This is a genomic window from Rossellomorea vietnamensis NBRC 101237 (assembly GCF_001591825.1).
GTDB lineage: Bacteria > Bacillota > Bacilli > Bacillales > Bacillaceae_B > Rossellomorea > Rossellomorea vietnamensis.
In genome coordinates this window covers 44325-61493 of the sequence record NZ_BCVQ01000023.1, presented here as the reverse complement: position 1 = coordinate 61493, position 17169 = coordinate 44325, and the positions used below count along the sequence as shown (strand labels likewise).

General features: G+C 36.7%; 16 protein-coding genes. 7 read left to right on the top strand and 9 right to left on the bottom strand.

Going from position 1 to position 17169, the window contains the following annotated elements:
* Positions 1-65: 65 nt before the first annotated feature.
* From BVI01S_RS13045 to BVI01S_RS13035, 3 genes are all read right to left on the bottom strand, one after another.
* Positions 66-1004 carry a DNA/RNA non-specific endonuclease gene (locus BVI01S_RS13045; protein ID WP_061810495.1) on the bottom strand — a complete coding sequence of 313 codons (939 nt, stop codon included), beginning with the start codon at positions 1002-1004 and terminating at the stop codon, positions 66-68.
* 112 nt (positions 1005-1116) lie between these two features.
* Entirely contained in the window at positions 1117-1938 is an 822-nt protein-coding gene (locus BVI01S_RS13040) for a hypothetical protein (RefSeq protein WP_061810494.1), read from the bottom strand.
* Between the two features lie 26 nt (positions 1939-1964).
* The gene (locus BVI01S_RS13035; protein WP_061810493.1) at positions 1965-2870 is read right to left on the bottom strand and encodes an endonuclease domain-containing protein; all 906 of its coding nucleotides are present in this window, start codon (positions 2868-2870) and stop codon (positions 1965-1967) included.
* 217 nt (positions 2871-3087) lie between these two features.
* Between BVI01S_RS13035 and BVI01S_RS13030 the strand changes: the two genes are divergently transcribed.
* Complete coding sequence (locus BVI01S_RS13030; RefSeq protein ID WP_061810491.1) at positions 3088-3672, top strand: recombinase family protein; 585 nt, start codon at positions 3088-3090, stop codon at positions 3670-3672.
* On the opposite strand, the gene BVI01S_RS13025 is transcribed toward BVI01S_RS13030, so the two are convergent.
* Positions 3669-4400, bottom strand: coding sequence for a hypothetical protein (locus BVI01S_RS13025; protein WP_061810490.1), 732 nt, complete (start codon positions 4398-4400; stop codon positions 3669-3671). The genes BVI01S_RS13030 and BVI01S_RS13025 overlap by 4 nt on opposite strands.
* Before the next feature lie 278 nt (positions 4401-4678).
* Here BVI01S_RS13025 and BVI01S_RS13020 point away from each other — a divergent pair, with 278 nt between their 5' ends.
* Positions 4679-5473: a ParA family protein gene (locus BVI01S_RS13020; RefSeq protein ID WP_061810489.1), complete on the top strand. Its 795-nt coding sequence runs from the start codon at positions 4679-4681 to the stop codon at positions 5471-5473.
* Complete coding sequence (locus BVI01S_RS13015) at positions 5445-5825, top strand: CopG family ribbon-helix-helix protein (protein WP_061810488.1); 381 nt, start codon at positions 5445-5447, stop codon at positions 5823-5825. The genes BVI01S_RS13020 and BVI01S_RS13015 overlap by 29 nt, the downstream gene beginning before the upstream one ends.
* Positions 5826-5952: 127 nt before the next feature.
* Here the strand turns inward: BVI01S_RS13015 and BVI01S_RS13010 are convergent, their stop codons facing one another.
* From BVI01S_RS13010 to BVI01S_RS22560, 4 genes are all read right to left on the bottom strand, one after another.
* A complete protein-coding gene (locus BVI01S_RS13010) occupies positions 5953-7059 on the bottom strand; it encodes a hypothetical protein (RefSeq protein ID WP_061810487.1) in 1107 nt (368 codons plus the stop codon).
* Between the two features lie 92 nt (positions 7060-7151).
* Positions 7152-7772, bottom strand: a complete 621-nt coding sequence (locus tag BVI01S_RS13005; RefSeq protein ID WP_061810485.1) for a hypothetical protein — start codon at positions 7770-7772, stop codon at positions 7152-7154.
* A gap of 290 nt (positions 7773-8062) precedes the next feature.
* Positions 8063-8560: a hypothetical protein gene (locus BVI01S_RS13000; protein WP_061810484.1), complete on the bottom strand. Its 498-nt coding sequence runs from the start codon at positions 8558-8560 to the stop codon at positions 8063-8065.
* Between the two features lie 391 nt (positions 8561-8951).
* On the bottom strand, positions 8952-9122 hold the full coding sequence (locus BVI01S_RS22560; RefSeq protein WP_156477330.1) for a hypothetical protein: 171 nt from the start codon (positions 9120-9122) through the stop codon (positions 8952-8954).
* Positions 9123-9945: 823 nt separating this feature from the next.
* On the opposite strand from BVI01S_RS22560, the gene BVI01S_RS12995 reads away from it, so the two are divergent.
* Complete coding sequence (locus BVI01S_RS12995) at positions 9946-10437, top strand: hypothetical protein (RefSeq protein WP_061810483.1); 492 nt, start codon at positions 9946-9948, stop codon at positions 10435-10437.
* 227 nt (positions 10438-10664) lie between these two features.
* Here BVI01S_RS12995 and BVI01S_RS12990 read toward each other — a convergent pair whose 3' ends face one another.
* A complete protein-coding gene (locus BVI01S_RS12990) occupies positions 10665-11024 on the bottom strand; it encodes a hypothetical protein (RefSeq protein WP_061810482.1) in 360 nt (119 codons plus the stop codon).
* A 240-nt stretch (positions 11025-11264) separates the two neighbouring features.
* On the opposite strand from BVI01S_RS12990, the gene BVI01S_RS12985 reads away from it, so the two are divergent.
* The 3 genes from BVI01S_RS12985 to BVI01S_RS12975 are packed head-to-tail and all read left to right on the top strand — an operon-like array spanning position 11265 to position 17129.
* A complete protein-coding gene (locus BVI01S_RS12985) occupies positions 11265-13775 on the top strand; it encodes an MBL fold metallo-hydrolase (RefSeq protein WP_061810481.1) in 2511 nt (836 codons plus the stop codon).
* Positions 13772-15346, top strand: a complete 1575-nt coding sequence (locus tag BVI01S_RS12980) for a hypothetical protein (protein ID WP_061810479.1) — start codon at positions 13772-13774, stop codon at positions 15344-15346. The genes BVI01S_RS12985 and BVI01S_RS12980 overlap by 4 nt, the downstream gene beginning before the upstream one ends.
* Positions 15339-17129 (top strand): Hsp70 family protein, encoded by a 1791-nt coding sequence (locus BVI01S_RS12975; protein WP_061810478.1) that lies wholly within the window; start codon positions 15339-15341, stop codon positions 17127-17129. The genes BVI01S_RS12980 and BVI01S_RS12975 overlap by 8 nt, the downstream gene beginning before the upstream one ends.
* The last annotated feature ends 40 nt before the right edge of the window (positions 17130-17169 follow it).

Below are 17169 nucleotides of genomic sequence, written 5' to 3'. Positions count from 1 at the left end.
TTTAACGGAATAAAGATCTTATCTGCTTAGCAATTCCATATAGATATATTTCTAAGTTATTCCTGTTACTCACCCACTAGTCCATCACCATCTCGATCGTCCATATATTGATAGAGCCAATGATCACTTGTTATTGGCATACTGTAACCAGCTGCTTCTGCTTCTTTGATGGTCACCTGCCCATTACCGTTGGTATCAACGCTAGAAATGTCACCGTCTGCAGTAGAAGTAGTAGAATCAGAAGGCTCACTTTCTGTTAATCCAAGTGATTCATTTACTTCATCAGAGTTCACATTGTCAAATGAATCAACGATTTCATTCCCTCTTAAAGTGTAGGTATACTGATAATGCGAAGGAATCTGCGTTTCTATATTCGGATAGGTAATAATGGCCTCAAAGTTCGTGGCTCCACCTGCTTTGCGAATTGCGTCTTCCAGATAAGCTTGGTCCCCATGTCGGTTGAGCGTACTATCTTGTGGGGTAATATTATACGCATTCGATACCCCCCCGAGAGAATCAGCTATAATATGTCCTTCATCTAGAACATCACTTTCGACACCTGGAACCTTCGCTTCATCAGAGTAATATCTGCCTGACGATAATACAGGCTCGTTCCGGTCATCTTGTAAGATGATTTCGTCTGCAATGACGCGTACGAGCTGTCCGTATTCATTCGTAAATGCCCAATATTCACGGTCCCCATAACCAATGTCCACAACGACGTTAGGTCCACGATAACCGGACAAGTCACCACCATCGACTTCAATTCGTTTGTATCCTGCGAACGGGTCATCACTTGTTTCGGTTGGTGTTTCCTCTGCTACCGGTTCTTCAGCAACCGTAGGAGTAGCATCTTGTTTTTCACTATCTTGATTTGTGTTCTCTGTTGTTACTTCTTGTGGGGCAGTTTCTTTTTCTGTAACAGGTGCATCTTCTACGTTGGTACAACCAACCATTACAATGGTCGCTAAAAATAAAAATAAACTGTTCAATTTCTTTTTCATTTTGGTAATCTCCTTCAATCCTTTACCTTATATCTCACATTATGTTTCAACAAACTGATCATGTAACTAACTACTAATTTCAAAAACATATCACCGTTAATGTTAATTATCCTTAGTCCCAGTCTTCTCCATTATAAAAGTCAGGAACATAAGCATTACTTGCTTCCCAGCTAATCTCATCAAAAACCTTGCTTACTATACTTTCAACCATTTCATCTCTATCAGGAAATGGTGAGGTAGTATCATATACTTCTCCATAATAATTATCAGTTTCAGTGTATAAGAGAACTATATCTTTATATGAAATCTTTTTCAGTTTTTCTTTTATGTGTGTTTCAATACCTTCCTGAACGATACGTAGAGGATCCTCTCCTCCATATTGAACTTGAAAACAAAATTCTTCCCAATAGTTCCTTGTAGCAACATCATCTCCCTCAAGAGATCCATCAAAAGCAAAGTTTTTTATACTGGCTTTCAAATCTTCAATATATTGTATGAGATTAGTGCTGGCATGCATGGATATACTCTCAACAACCTTTTGACTTATAATAATTAGAAATTCACCGGCTATTAATTGGTACTTCTGAGAAATAGGAGGGTCAAGCATGTATTTTTCTGCTTTATCTGATTCTAAGACATTTTCAAATTCTTTATCAGATAAAGTATGTATGCATTCTACGAATAAAATATTCACCTCTGCATCTTCCAATTCCAGAAGTTTTCTATAGACTAATTTACGTGCTTTTTCTAACACTAACTCATATTTTTCGTTTTCATATAGTAAGGCAAATCTCATTTCATCTAGAAAAGTGGAAAAACTTAGATCAAACAAGGAATTTTCTTCGTTTGATAATAAAATTTCCTCACTGTATTTGTCATATTTATCTTTCATATAATTTTGAAGATAGTCAAAGGCCATATCCGTTCTATTCATCAAATCCCCTTCTTCTTTCTTTAATGTTATACTCTACTTCTATAAAACTTTAACATATGGGGTGAAAAAGGAAGGACTATTAAACTGACTTCCTCCTTGTTGCTTTTGTATAAATAATTTACTTCTAATAACTGATTATTGATTAAACTTCTTATCTGATCTTTTTTTCCTACAAAAACACAAAATCCATCTTTTGTTGTATTTTTAATAATGAACCAGAGTAACTTTTTATCTGGAATTGATAATGCTTTGACCTTTCTATAATAAACCTCCTCTTCCAATGGAATTTTCAACCCGTCTTCAAGTTCAATTAAACCGCTATCCTTCTCCAAATGATTTGTAGTATCTTTGAGTCTTATCTTTGAATTACTTGAATTACTAGAAAAATTAACATTCAAGTGAAATTTATTGGAGTTCTGAAGGAACTCCACTTTCTCTTGATAAAGAATATCTTCAGGTGTTTTTGTAGGTATATATACTTTTTTTCCAGTATATTTACTAAAAGGTCTTTTGCCTTTGTAAAATCTAGAATTCTTTCTCATTAGAATCTTTTGCTTTTCTGAGTCCAACAAAATTTTTCGTTGGGTATCATGCTTGAGAGCTGTATTTAGTTGCTCGATAGATCGCTGGATCTCTGTTAAACATCCATCGATATTGTTTCTAATTTGAGAACGATTAAAACGTAGAACATCTTGAAAATCATTGGTTACAGTCCATAAATCCCTCATTAAATCCTTATACCATCTATGATTTTGAAAATGATGAGGGCCATCACATTCCACAACAACTTTACAGAAATCTCCATACACTACAAAATCAAACTCATAATGTTTGTTCCCTTTTTTTACATATACCTGTTCATCAAAGAAAAAGCCCTTTTCAAAAAGTGCCTCCCCCATAATAATTTCTAATTCAGTAGCTTGGTAAGTCATGTTTTCCCTCCATGAACTAATCAGGTATATTTTACCACAAAGTACAAGAGCCTAATTAAAGTATCAAGGAATTTACTAATTATTGAAAAAATAACAGTATCCCCTTTATACCAATAGGGTCTACCCTAACGATAGAGTTGAATGGATATTTCAAATCCATTAATATAAAGGTATTAGATACTATCAATAGACTTATATCAAAAAGGGGAGAGCGAAAATGAGAAAAATCGGTTATGTTCGGGTGAGTTCAGTGGACCAAAATCCTGCAAGGCAGATAAAACAACTAGAAGAAATAGGGATGGATATCTTGTATCAGGAGAAAGTATCTGGAGCCACACAAGATCGACCAGAATTAAAGATGATGATGTCTGAGCTGCAGAACGGAGATACAATCTACGTCACCGACTTAACTCGGATTACCAGGAGCACAAGGGACTTGTTTGAATTGGTTGATCAAATAAAAGTGAAAGGCGCTAATCTCAAGTCTTTAAAGGACACTTGGTTGGATTTATCCGAAGAAAATCCATACAGCCATTTCCTTATGACAGTGATGGGGGGAGTCAATCAATTGGAAAGAGACTTAATTAAGATGCGACAGCGTGAGGGTATTGAGCTGGCCAAAAAAGAAGGTAAATATAAAGGACGTGTGAAGAAATATCACAAAAAACACGCAGGTATGAAGCATGCAATTGAGCTTTACGAAAAAGGGGGGATGACAGTAAAGCAGATATGCGAAATAACTAATATTCCTCCTGCGTCCTTTTATAGAGGTTTAAGGGAATTTAAAGAAAAGCTTAATTAGAAACATCCATTTTTAGAAATGAGAGAATATAGGTCTTCATAGGCTTCAATGTAGACTGTCATGGAAACTAAGAAGGCGTTTATTCCATACAATGTTTCATGGAATTCCCCCTCAGGATCTTTAAAATCTAAGACTGAATCACGGGAATGCAAAGTGTAACCATATGCATTCGGATGACATATCTCAGATAAATGTTCGTAGATCTTCCTTATTGGTGCCCCATCTCTCTTTAAAATATTTTTATGAAAGTAGTCTCCTGAATCAATTAATTTCATAACTCCTTTTGGGTCAGGATAATCACCATTTGAAGGTAGTCCAGACTTATTTCGGACACCGAGAAGAAGGCTCTCTAGCTCATCCCGCATATTATCTTCGGAGATTACGGTTTTTAGGAATTGATTATATTTTTTATGAAGATATGTAACTGCTCCACACGTTTCTAGTTGGGCCCTAGTTCCTAAAGAAGTTTGTAAAGGATTTTTAGTCAATATTCCATTTATAAAAGTTTTATAAAGAAGTACAGAACGAAAAATATTTTCATGTAAAAAAATCAATATTAAATCTTCAATATTCAAAGCGTCTTCGTCTAATGAATATTCAAAGTCTCGAGTTGGGTATTGTTTTTCATAGAATTTGTCAATTAACAAAAAAGCTGAAATTTTAGTTGGTGTAATATATTTTTCAAATAATTCTCTTTCATTCTTTTTAAGGTTTGAGAAGTAGTTCAATTGTGTCGCCTCCCTGAAATTTTCAAATAAATGTAATTTAAATTCAATTGTATCATCTGAATCAGGTGCTTAACTAGAAAATGTATGAATTGGTACATTTTCGTACATTAAATCCATTTCTCCTGTTTCTATATATAATCTTCATCTCTAGATCATTTATATAAAATAATCACTTGATATTATTGTTTTAATTAACATATACAATGACATATGTTACGATAATGATAACGTATTAAATACATAGTCAAGTTATAATATATTGAAAGAGGTGTATTCAATTGACGGCCAAAATAGTGACATTTGGAATTAGTAAAGGCGGCTGTTCTAAATCGACCAGTAGTGGGATTACCTCCTACCTCTTGAGTCAAGAAGAAAAAGTGTTGGCCATTGATATGGACGGCCAAGGTAATCTGACAAGCTTTCTTACAAGCGAATACGATATCTGTAATGTCTTTGAGGAAAGGACCATTTTAGAAGCTATTATCAATGAAAATGCTCGTCCCTATATCATCAAGATTAAAGAGAATCTGGATTTGATTCCAGCGAACGACTTTCTGGCTACACTGCCCCGTAGAATGTATGAGAAGGGATTAAAGTTGGATGCCTTACAGAAAGCACTCGAACCGGTAATGGACGATTATGACTGGATCATTATTGATACACCACCGGCGTTATCTGAACAAACGGTCATGCCGTTAAGTACATACTCTGAAGCAGGCAGCTATGCTGTTGTCATGTTCGATGGTTCGATGTTCGCGTACTATGCGATTCCGAAGTTCTTGGAAATCATTGAAGGTGCAAAAGAACGCTATAATCCGGCCTTACAAACAGCCGGGATCCTCTTTTCCCTAATTGATGCGAGAGCGAAAGAAAACGAAGTGATGGAAGAATCCATTGATGAGGACTATCCTGGCTTAAAGTTCAATTCCATCATTCGCCGAAAAGCCGCAACCAGACGCTTGGCCATTTCAGGTTTTGAAGACAATGTTGAACTTAAAAAAGCATTGGAGTATTACATTCCGTTTGTAAAGGAGCTGAAAGAGCGTGTCCAACAAAAACAGCCTCAAAGATAAAATCAAAAAACCCAACCCTACTCAAGCATTCTTCAATTCATATGATGACAAAGAAAACGATAGTAAAGAAGAAAATAAAGATGTAAATGATAATATTGAAATTAATAAAGACGAAACATATGTTAACAACAATGATAATGTTAAAAATGAAGATGATGATTATCTCCGTAGCTTAGCCGCAGGTAAAAAAGCCAACAGGAAGAAAACGAAGAAGGTCTTTACCTCTTTTTATATGGATCCTGACTTGGCTACAGAAGTGGATAAGATTGCTGCTCGGGGGCAAAAAGGTGATAAATCAAAGCTTATCAATCAGGCCATTCGGAAGTTGTTGGAGGAATATGAGGTTCTATAAAGGACAATTCTTTTTGAAGTAAGCAAGCCTATTAATATGGTGAAAAAATCGATCCGAATTTCGGATCGATTTTTTTGATTCATTCTATAAATATTCTATAATTATGTACAATAATCGACAATCAGCCTTACGACTCTCTTAATTTCTCTTTTAATATATTTACACTGATCGGCTCATTATAATCCCAATAAATGATTTTTATTTTTTCGGCCTCCGCTTTCTTCTTCTTTCTTTCATCTAGATATACTCGATGGTTAAACGCTTGTTCTCCTCCAAAGAAATTGACTGGTTCAAAATGCTGAATGCCCTGGTATTCAAATGCTAATTTTTGAGAAGGTACATAAATATCAAGCGATTGGTTACCTAACCACTTGTCTCTATATTGGTAGATTGCATCTGGGTACTTTTTCTTTATCAATGAATATAATGCCCACTCAGAGGCCCACCTTGCTGTAATTTCACCATTTTCAATTAACTCTGTATAAATCCGATTAATTTCATCTTTTCTTCTCTGAGATTTCTCTTTGTAGGTCTCAATAAATCTATCTGTTCTTGTCTTACTTCCTGGTATTTTTTCTATTATTTCCTCAATATATCGCGTCATTTCCAAATAATTTTTATGCATCCCGTACATATACTTAAATCGTATATAATGCCCTAATTCTATTCCTTTTGAAAAAACGTATCTCTCTTTCAATAACCGCCCAACATTTTGGGCAATTGCAATTTCCCTATCGTTCTTTTCTCTTTGAGTCATACACCCCATAAAGTGAGCCATATCATCGTACCTTAGATAACTTCCCTCTAATCGCTCTTTACAATGAGTCATAATGGAGTATAAATGCACTCCATAGATGGCATAACCGTATAATCCTATATTTAGACCACTGGATCCCAATAAATCATCCATCATCAAAATTTCATTTTTTTGTTTACTTGAAAAAATAGCTAAGTGGTTAATAGTCTCATCATCATAAAATTCATTATTTAATATCTTGTGTAGTCGAGCTTTTTCAGCCAGTTTCCTTGCTACAAAATAGTTCTTTGTTGGTTTACTATGAAAATAAAATTTATAAAATGTCTCGTCAGGTTTTGCGTCAGTAGGCTTTATTCTTTGGAATGATGCAGGTGTAAGTTTAATCTCAGAGTCAAGCCAACCTATTCTCTCCTTTTCAAGCTTTTTACTTTCTGCCAAACTCTTCAATTGAAAGTCGATTGAAGCAACTCTGCTCATATTATCACCCAATTTTTAATTTAAGTATGAATATTTTTATTGAAAGATGATTATTAGATTTTAAATTTATTAGTTGATAAATATCCTCTACTTTATTTATACTTCTTCATCCAGTGATGAACAATATCTTTCACATTGCTCGTACTCTCTTTCACATCTTCGTAAATCATGGAAAGAAGTGTGAACCACGAAATTTCTTCCTGGTAAGGATTATTCTTATTGATATACTTCAATACCTCCTTTAACTCCTTCATCCGATTTCCGTCTAAATGGTCATGAAGATATGTTTTTACAAAGGCATTTAACAAGTTTGTGTTTCGTATACTGGCATCGAGCAATAGCGCAGTTGCTTTAGAAGGCGTCACATCTAAGGCCCTCGCTAATGAAGAGATATGTTCATAGGATAATTGCGTAAATCGAATGGTGATGCGCTCATTTTTACCCGTCTGCACCTTTCGCTGCAATGACTCCCGTTCAAAATCCCCGATGTAGATTGTATTGGCAAACTTCAAATCCCTCCTGAAATAAGTGGACAAGTAATCCATGACCTTCCTGGATCGTAACCCTTTCTCACAAAGCGTTTCAGCTACATCTTTCACAGGCGTGCTGGTTATATAGGACAAGCGATAAATACAATGTTTAAGATTGCTAGATATTGTCGGTTTCACATCTCTTTTTTTATCGGAACGAACTTTTCTTTTTTTGGTCTCCACTTCTTCTTCTCCTCTCCATCACTACCCTATTTTTCAATGTTTTGTTTAGGACACTGTCCTAGTGTCCTAGATTTATTTTTATGTATATGGGGGATGGGGCAAAGTTATGTATAGAAGTTTAATAACGTGTCCATACTGATGTTAAACACACATGAGAGGAGAAAAAGAAATGAAAATGACGAAAGAGGATGCCAAATCCTTCGCTAAAAAAGGCATTGAACATAGTAAAAAATACGGGATCCCATTGAAATCCAAAAAGAAAAAACAGGGATAAGAACCTGTTTTGGACATTACGGTAACGGCGTTGAATCCTGGATAACCATCTTTTTTAAACCAGAATCCTCCGTTTTAACGGCTAATTTTTGAATATAGGAGTCTGTAAGTTTAACAGGATAATAGCCCAGTCGCTCCCGGACCAGATTTTCTAGGACAAAGCATTTGCGCGTGGCCCATTCATACTCTTTAAAGGTATACTGCTCGGCCTCTGCAAATTCATCTGCTCCGTGCTTCATCGCACGGATAAAAGAGTATCGCTGCTTATAGATCGTCGCCCGTTCCTCCCGTGCCCACTTCAGCAAAAACAGGAGCTCGACCGTAGACATTCGCATCAGCTCTGGAGTGGATTTCTTGAGGTCCGAAAGAGTCGGTTGGGACTCGGGTAGAAGTTGTTTTCGCTGTCCGTCCTCTTGGATATCTTCATAGGGAATTTTCATTTCACAAAAATCACAGAAACTAAAATCCAGGTCAGAAAAACGAACTTCACTCCCACAATAGGGACAAGTTTTCATTGTCGACCATCCTTTCCAGAAAAGATAATAGAAAACACATCTAATGAGTCGATTACCATCAATTTCAGACTACAGTTTGTATATGAAGGCTTTATTAAGAGGAAACCTCAAGTTCAGGTCGAACACCAAAAGCAGCCTGAAGGCTGCAAACCGTCATTAAGACATTAAATTACATAAACATTGCACATTTAACATATATGACAACATATATGTTATCGACGTTGTTTACATTAATTATAATATATTAAATATCGTTATTCTATTGTTAACCCTATAGTTCCATTATCCCTAGGACACTTACGTTCTGTCCTAAGGATAATGCGAGTTAAAAATTTCCGTAAACTGAAAGGGAACTTTTTAAAATACACCTACAACACCTAAATTAATTCTTCTATTCTTCATCCAGACTATGTGTGGTCTCGATGAAGTTCGCAACGTAATCTCGAAATAATTTTTCTCTTTTCGGAGATTCTTCCTCCAATGTGACGATAAAATGAAAGATCTCTTTCCACTGCTCATCTCTTCTCATAATCCTCAAAACGGACTCTTCGAACTCATCCATTCATTTCACCTTCCAAACACTTATTTTCAATTACTGTTAACCACAATTACTCGTGTTGACGTAGACAATATTATACCAAACCTCTTTGAAGGAAAGAGGACTCAACAAATATAGATAACGATGACACATATGTTGTTATTAACTATGTTGTTAACTACGTTTGTTATGTTCGGTTCATCTCTATATGCTACTGTTTTAAATCGGAGGAGGCTTGGCCTGCTGAAAGGTTAGTTTTGCGACGCTTGTACAATTCGCAGCGCAAAAGGGTGGAAAAACATAAAATAAAAAGCAGCCTGATGGCTGCTATCTGATTTGGTCTTTGTGTTCTAAGCTTTTGTATCTTCAGAGTCGTTCACTCGTGAAGAAATGCAATGGAACAAACAGAATGTTGATCTATAGTTTCCTACATGTTCTCCGTAGGAAATTATAGATCTTACAGGCTGTTGTTCGCTTGGGTTTTAGAGGGAAGCGAGATGCCATAGAATGTTAGGGTGTGCGCTCTTTACACCCTTACAGACTATGAGCAGACCCTTGAGGGCTCTCCAGAAGAAAAGGTACTTTGATCAATTGATACCTGGTCAAGGGTGATCCCGTTAAGTACGATTAACATTAAATAAACAACAACATTAATAATATATATGTCATTATTAATGTTGTTGTTTATATTTCAAATCTAAACGTTTATTTCTTCAATAGTACAGGCATATAATACAGCAATCACTTCAAATTCAATACAGAAAACATAGCATTTTATGGAATATTGATATATATTAATTCTGGCATGACAGAATCTAACATATACGATTGGGAGGGTATTATTTGTATGGAACAATGCATACATTATAGATCTGATGAAGGAAGCTCTTATGAATTGACAACTTATAAGGGGTTCTTAAAGGTAAAAAAGGATGGTAAATTACTCCTCGTGCAAAACAATTATTGCGGAAGTCAAAAAGAACTCCGGATTCTTGGCTTTAGAACCCAAAATGAAATTGTTGGGAGTTTCGCCTCTTATATTGCTTTCGTTGAACAAAATTTGAGCTTCAACGGAGTAGAGTTCTATGATGATGAATGGGAAAAGCACACTAAAATTTTTTCAGTTTTGTATTATAGTGTAAATGGTGAAAATTTCGGTGTACGTGACTTAATAGGCAGTGTTGCAGGAGTGATGTCCAGTACAAGAGCTACCCCCATAATAGATCAGTATGAAATGTTTATATACGATAAACAAGAACCCCAAAAGAGCATGCAAGAACTATCCCCGACTCAATTGGCCAATATCCTTAATAAGAGAAGAGAATTGCAAATTTATTAGAGCTCAGTTATTCTGAGCATTTTTACTTTTTATAAAAAATACAAAATGACATTTGGTTACTGAATTCTAACACCAGGTTTCTAGTCATTAATTATTATATATCAACATATATGATATTTTTTGTTGTTTATATTAATTCAAGTCTATACATTAACCTTTGGCCCTTAAGTTTCGTCATAAGGATCAAACAGAAAGTTGCTAGGGATCCTGTAAAAACAGGATCCTCTCTAAATTTTTCTCAAGTTATTATAATCAATTATTTTCGATCCGCTTTCTGCTGTTCTCCCTCTACCTCTTTCTACAAGCATAGCCCCTCTTGTTGAGGAATACTCCCTTACCTTTTTTGGTACAATTTCCAAATCATTTATATACCAAGAATAATGAGCTAGTGAGTATTCATAACCTGATTTAATTTTATACAGCAACTTACATTCCTCAATATATTTATTCAAATCTGATATAGTTCGTTTATTTTTCCGTTTCCTCTTTCCTGCTATTAGACTGGATAAGGTTTCTTGTGAGTATATAATCTTAAACAATTCTTCTGGGGTTCTATTTAGAGCTTGCTCGTCTAAATAATAAAACATAGTCTATTTTCCTCTCTGATTCAGATATATAAGAACATTATACTTTCCGACTTATTGAATTCTTATCAAACAAAGTCTCTCTCTTTTAAAAGAGTCTATTTTCGACACAATTTTAGGTTCCCATTCCAAAATATGTCGATTTATATACATATACTACTATAGTTATAGTACAATTATCACTGCACACTTCAAAAAATTACATAATAGAATGTATAAAGTTTTTGTGCAAGGAGGTTCACAATGATTACAGCCACTCAATCTCATTTTAGAGAGGCGTTATTTCTGGAAAATAGGGGTTTTTCGGAAGAAGCAAAGAAACACTTTGACCAATTGATACCCAGCCTCCATCTCTTAGACGCATCCTCTCTGACTGTTGTGAGTCGTTTCTATGAGTCAATAAACGAGTTCGAAATCGTTATAAAATCTGCCAAGTTAGGAATCTCAAAAATAGGCGATATCCGAGAATTGGCGCCCCTTTTTATATACGCATGGGAACAAGTTAGCCAGGACGTTAGTCAACTGGAGTGGTTACTGAAACAACCGGGTTTTGATCATTTACCCGTGGAAAGATTGATCATTGCGCGGCACCTGTTCACGCATGGAAAGGTAGACAAAGCCTATATGCTTTCACTTGAAGTCGCTGAAACCACTGAGCGCGAATTTCGTGAAAATCCTAGTGGGCACGAATTCTACATACATGCGTTGTTAAATCTTATAGAAATAGAGTATTCCTTTCAAAACTTCACTCAGGCAAGATTTCACTTAAGGAAACTAATCTACCTTAATAAGGATCATATGACGAGAATTCAGGATATCGCTTACTGGGCTGCTGTTCTTGATGAAATTGGAAATTTCGTTTTACGTTCAGATTGGAACGATCTCAAACTTGATTTAGCCGGTGATGTCTCAATCATTTGCCAATTTTATTACCAATTATCTCAGAATTCCCTTACTAAGAATTTGGTCGAACAAATAAAAAATAATCCGTTCCAAGATGATCTATTGGAAACAAAAAGGATTTCTTATCTATTCCTTGTCAAAAAATTAAACAACGCGGTTGGATGGTCTGAAGGGATTGAAGAAGCTCACTTAGAGGCACCTGATGACTTACTTACATCTCTTTTATATTCGGATTATCTCAAAACCAATCGTCCAGAAGATGTAAAAGAATATTGGAAACAGCAATTCCCTAAACACGCCGATCGAACGGAAGCCGTTAAAGCGTACTGGCATGGTTCTAAGAATGTAGATAAAAGTCATGTGGATTTAGATGATGTCAGTATTACTTTCTTTGGGGGCGGTGAAAAAATAGGGGGAACGTCTATTTTAATCACCGTGAAAGATAGCCACTTGCTGTTAGACGCAGGTATGCATTTACACGAAGAATCTGTTTACCCGGATTATTCTCCATTACATAATCAAAACCTTTCATTAGAAGACATAGATGCTTTACTGATTTCACATGCTCATATGGATCATACAGGAGCTGTGCCATACGTTCACAGCCTAAGGAAAGACCTGCCGATATATGCAACAGGGCCGACAGTCAGCCTAATGAAGTTATTGTTAATGGACACTGTTCGAATAGGAAGAGAAACGTCTTCCAATATGTATAGTGAAGAAGACGTCCACAATGCATTACTATCCATAAATCCCGTAGAATTCAACAAAACCTTCACTGTAACTTCCAAAGAAAGCGAATGGAAAATTACATATTACCCCTCTGGCCATATATTAGGGGCAGGTGCGATTCACATTGAGTTTGAAGGAGTTTCTATTTTATTTACGGGTGATTATTCCATCGATGATCAAAAAACGGTAAGGGGATTGTCTCTTCCAGATGACCTTAAAGTCGATGTTCTAATTACAGAATCAACGTATGGCTTTCTACCAACTAATGCTAGTATGAACCGAACCCGTCAAGAAAAATTATTTATCGAATCCATAAACCGCACGATGGATAAAGGCGGGAACATGTTAATTCCAGCTTTTGCGCTAGGGAGGGCACAAGAGATCATCCTCATTCTGAAACACGCCTTTAAAGAAGAGAAGTATCTTCCTTTTAATCTGTACTTGGACGGCAGGGTAACGGATGTATGCAAGGTATATGAAAGATATTTAAAACAAGGCTCATACAGAAACTCTGCATTTCATCAGAATAGCGAAGAATCTCCATTTTTCAGTGGCGGTGTCCAGGCAGCTCAAGAGATATATTCTAATCGCCGTAACAGTGACTTTCAATTTGATGATTTTATAGAAGGCTTTATTTCACAAGGGAATAACTGTATTGTTGCAAGCTCTGGTATGCTCGCAGAAAACAGCGCTTCAGCTCGGTATGCAGAACATTTGATTGAAGAGGAGCGTAACGCCGTTTCTTTTACTGGATATATGGATGAAGAAAGTCCAGGGCACCACGTGCTTAAATCCTCTAAAAATGGAGTATCGGATAGGGTCAAAATAAATGGGAAAGAAAAAGGATTAAATGCAAAAATCGAGTCTTTCAGGCTATCAGCCCATGCGAGTCGCGAGCAAATTCTGCAGCTCATTGCTGATTTACAGCCGCAACAGGTTTTCCTGATGCACGGAGAACACAATAAGAAATATTCACCGACGCAAACAATTGTTGGCGGAGAAAAAATTTATCCGACCTTGATTGATTTATTGGATGTACTAAAGCATGAAATTGACGTTATACCCGCTTATAACGGAGAAAAATATTACTTGGACAAGAGGAGCAAGGAGGAACTATGAATACACAAATGCAGGTACTAGAAGCTGTTTTAAAAAAACACGGAAAAAGAGACAACGAACTATTCTCAAGTCTCGAGAATGTGAAAGAAGATACCTTAAAAAAAGAATTAGAACGTTTAAATCTACTAGATTATAAACAACGGGATTCCTTTTATTGGGAATTACAAACAATGGTGGAAGCCTGCGTAGCTGAACAAGGTGGAGTAGATGATAATGAACGGCTGGCTGAAGCCATTGTTGAAGCTTGGAATCAAAAAAGGGATCCTAAAATAGATCAAGCACTGGCACTTAGTTTCCTTTACCTGACGAACCAAAAATTTCCCAACTCCAGAAAGGCATTTGTCAGCGTATGCGATGGTGATATACGTAGTTACAAAGCGTTTAACAATAAACCCAAATTGTTTTTGGATTTATTAATTCGCTTTTTAATTTGTCTTAACGGAAAGCCTCAGCAACAAAGTTTATTTAAACAAGCAGATGAAGTAATGACACTTCTGTTTGAGGAATCCTCAAACTGGGATTATCGCGATTCTATCAACCGATTAGGATTTAAAGGGGGAAAAGGCCTCATTTTCGGTAAAATCAATGCCTACAAGAAACAAATTGGCGTGGAGAACCTTGTTTATGCAGAGGGAATGAGCTCAATCCTAAAAGACGTAATAAGTGAGAATGAAGAATCAGAGGTTTTAACCTGGATAAGAGAAAAGCTCACTTCTTCAGGTGACACTATTCAGAAACAGGATACAGAAGATGAATTCCATGTGGATGATCTTCTAGATGACCATATTCCCGGTGTGCACACACCGAAGTTTCAGGCAGCCGTACAAGAAGAAGCTTCAATTCAATCGGTAGAGGTGGAAGAAAGGGCCTTAATCACTGAAAGAGCTGAGCCGCAAACGAAGGAACCTGTAGTGAATGAGCCAATAGGTAATGATGAGAGTCAAAATAATAGTCTCAGCCATTTGGTTCAACCTGAGATGAATTCTACTCAAACGAAAGCAGATAGTAATATTACCGCCATCTTGAAACATGCACTTGAATCTGTGCAAACCGTTTTAAATCAAGCTTTAGAAGTTTCTAAACAAGAAGTGAAGCAGCCGATTCAACCCGAACAAGACAGGCTGCAGATTGCAGAAGATGAAATTGACCGATTAAAAGTAATGCTCGAAAAGGAAAAAGAAAAAGTTTCTTTAGCTGAGGAAAAAGCATACGTAAAAATCCTTAGTGCCATAGGTGGTGAAAACGCCAACTATCTTTTGTCTGACTTATTTGAAGAAAGTCAAGGACATGCTCCCTCCAATCCTCATATAAGTGCAGGTAGACTCATCAATCTTTTTTCCAGTTTGAGCCTGGCGATTGGGTTAGAAGAGCATAGTAACGGCTATGAACTCGGTAGCACTTTTTCAATCCACAAGGATCATCTTATTAAAAACTTCCGGATAGATGGTCCTGTTCTAAGCTCAGATGAAGTCATTACGGTGAAATTATTAAAGTATGGATGGTCAATCAACGGACAGGTTGTCGTACAACCTCTTGTAACAGAAATAAAGGAGGAAAAAACAGATGAATAAAAGATATATCGGCATTGATCTTGGAACGACGAATTCTACGGTGAGTGTGGCAAACCTAACCGTACGTGGAGATGTTGAAGCACAAGTATTGGATGTAGCGCAAGTGGATGAGGGCGGAAACTCTATTGTACAGGACCAATCTCTTCCATCCGTCCTTTATATAGACGATCAAGGTCACCCTTACGTTGGACGTTTTGCCAAACGTATGAACGGGGTGTATCCAAACAGGGTGATCAAAGAGGCGAAGCGTCACATCGGAGAAGACGTTTCATGGGACATCGACAGTGAAAATGTACGACCTGAAATGGTATCTTCCTATGTTTTAAAAATCTTAAAGGCTCAAGCTGAGGAATATTATGGCGGGGAAAAGATTGACGACGTGGTGATCACCATCCCTGCCAATTTTAACTTTCAACAACAACAGGCTACAAAAGCTGCGGGGGTCCTTAGTGGATTTAATAAGGACGGGATTCATATGATTCCTGAGCCAACAGCTGCGCTCATTGATTTTCTTAATGAAGAGAAAAAGTTGGATCCTACAGCGCGTCGGTTAAAGCTTGAAGGCGGTAAAAAGAACTTAATGGTATTTGACCTCGGTGGAGGAACCTGCGACGTTTCTATCTTACAAGTTGGTGAAACAGAAAATGGCGGAATCGATATTCAGGAGCTATCAATCTCTCAATATACTGAACTGGGTGGAATGGACTTTGATAGAAAAGTTGTAAATGAATTAATGAAGAAATTACTGAAAAGTGTCGGGATGAACTTTAAGCAGTTAAAGGAAAAATACGATAAGAAAGATATTCTACGCCTGTGGGAAAACTTACTGGATTTCGCCGAAAAAGCGAAGATGAGTTTCAGTGCAAAGATTGAAAATCAACTTCGCACACAACAACTTGATTATTACGAACATAAAGAGAGGTTTGATAATCTTTCATATCGCGAAATGCTCTCATCCCAATTGCCAACGGATTTAGTGACTACCTTATCCATTACCAAAAAAGAATACGACACAATCATTGAAGACCTACTATTCAGTGAGAAAAGCAAACAGGGGAAAAACATTGAAGAACCGATATTAAATGCCCTGGAACATGCAAAGATCGGTCAGATGTCATTAAAAGATATTGATGGCGTATTTTTGGTAGGTGGGATGACGTATTATCACACCGTCCAAGAGCGAATTTACGATATTTTCAACCGTCGAATTAAACCGATAAAGTCAATCAATCCCATGTTTGCAGTTAGCCGAGGTGCTTCAGTGTATCACCATCAAATTGATCGTATTAACTTCAGGTCAAGTGATCAAATTTCTGTTTCGGATACTGAAATTTCAAGTCAGGCGGTTGTCTTCACCAACACCATCCCAAATAACGTCTACATAGATGTAATTGGAGCAGATCCTGTAGCACTACTTGAAAAGGGGACAAAATTACCTTTCGAGCGTATTATTGAAGATCGTTTCATTGTCACAGGACCAAGGGGATCTAAGACGGTTAATGCGATGCAACTGGAATTGTTCACTGCGACGTCAGCTAAGTCGATTCATACGAAACAATTAAAATCAGCCACTGTTAACTTTAAAAATCCTGTTCCGGTCAATTCAAAATTGGTATTGAAAGTAGACTGTAACAACGAACGTGAGGTATCCATCAAAGCTTGGCTAGAGTCAGATGAAACACAAATGATTGATGTAAACATAGGCTCCCACGAATTCACAGCTGAAGAAATTGAAAGCTTAAAAGAAAAGCAAGCAAATATCAATAAAATCAAACAAATTTAGGGGGCTGAAAGCATGTCAGTACAAGATCGAATGTCGGCAA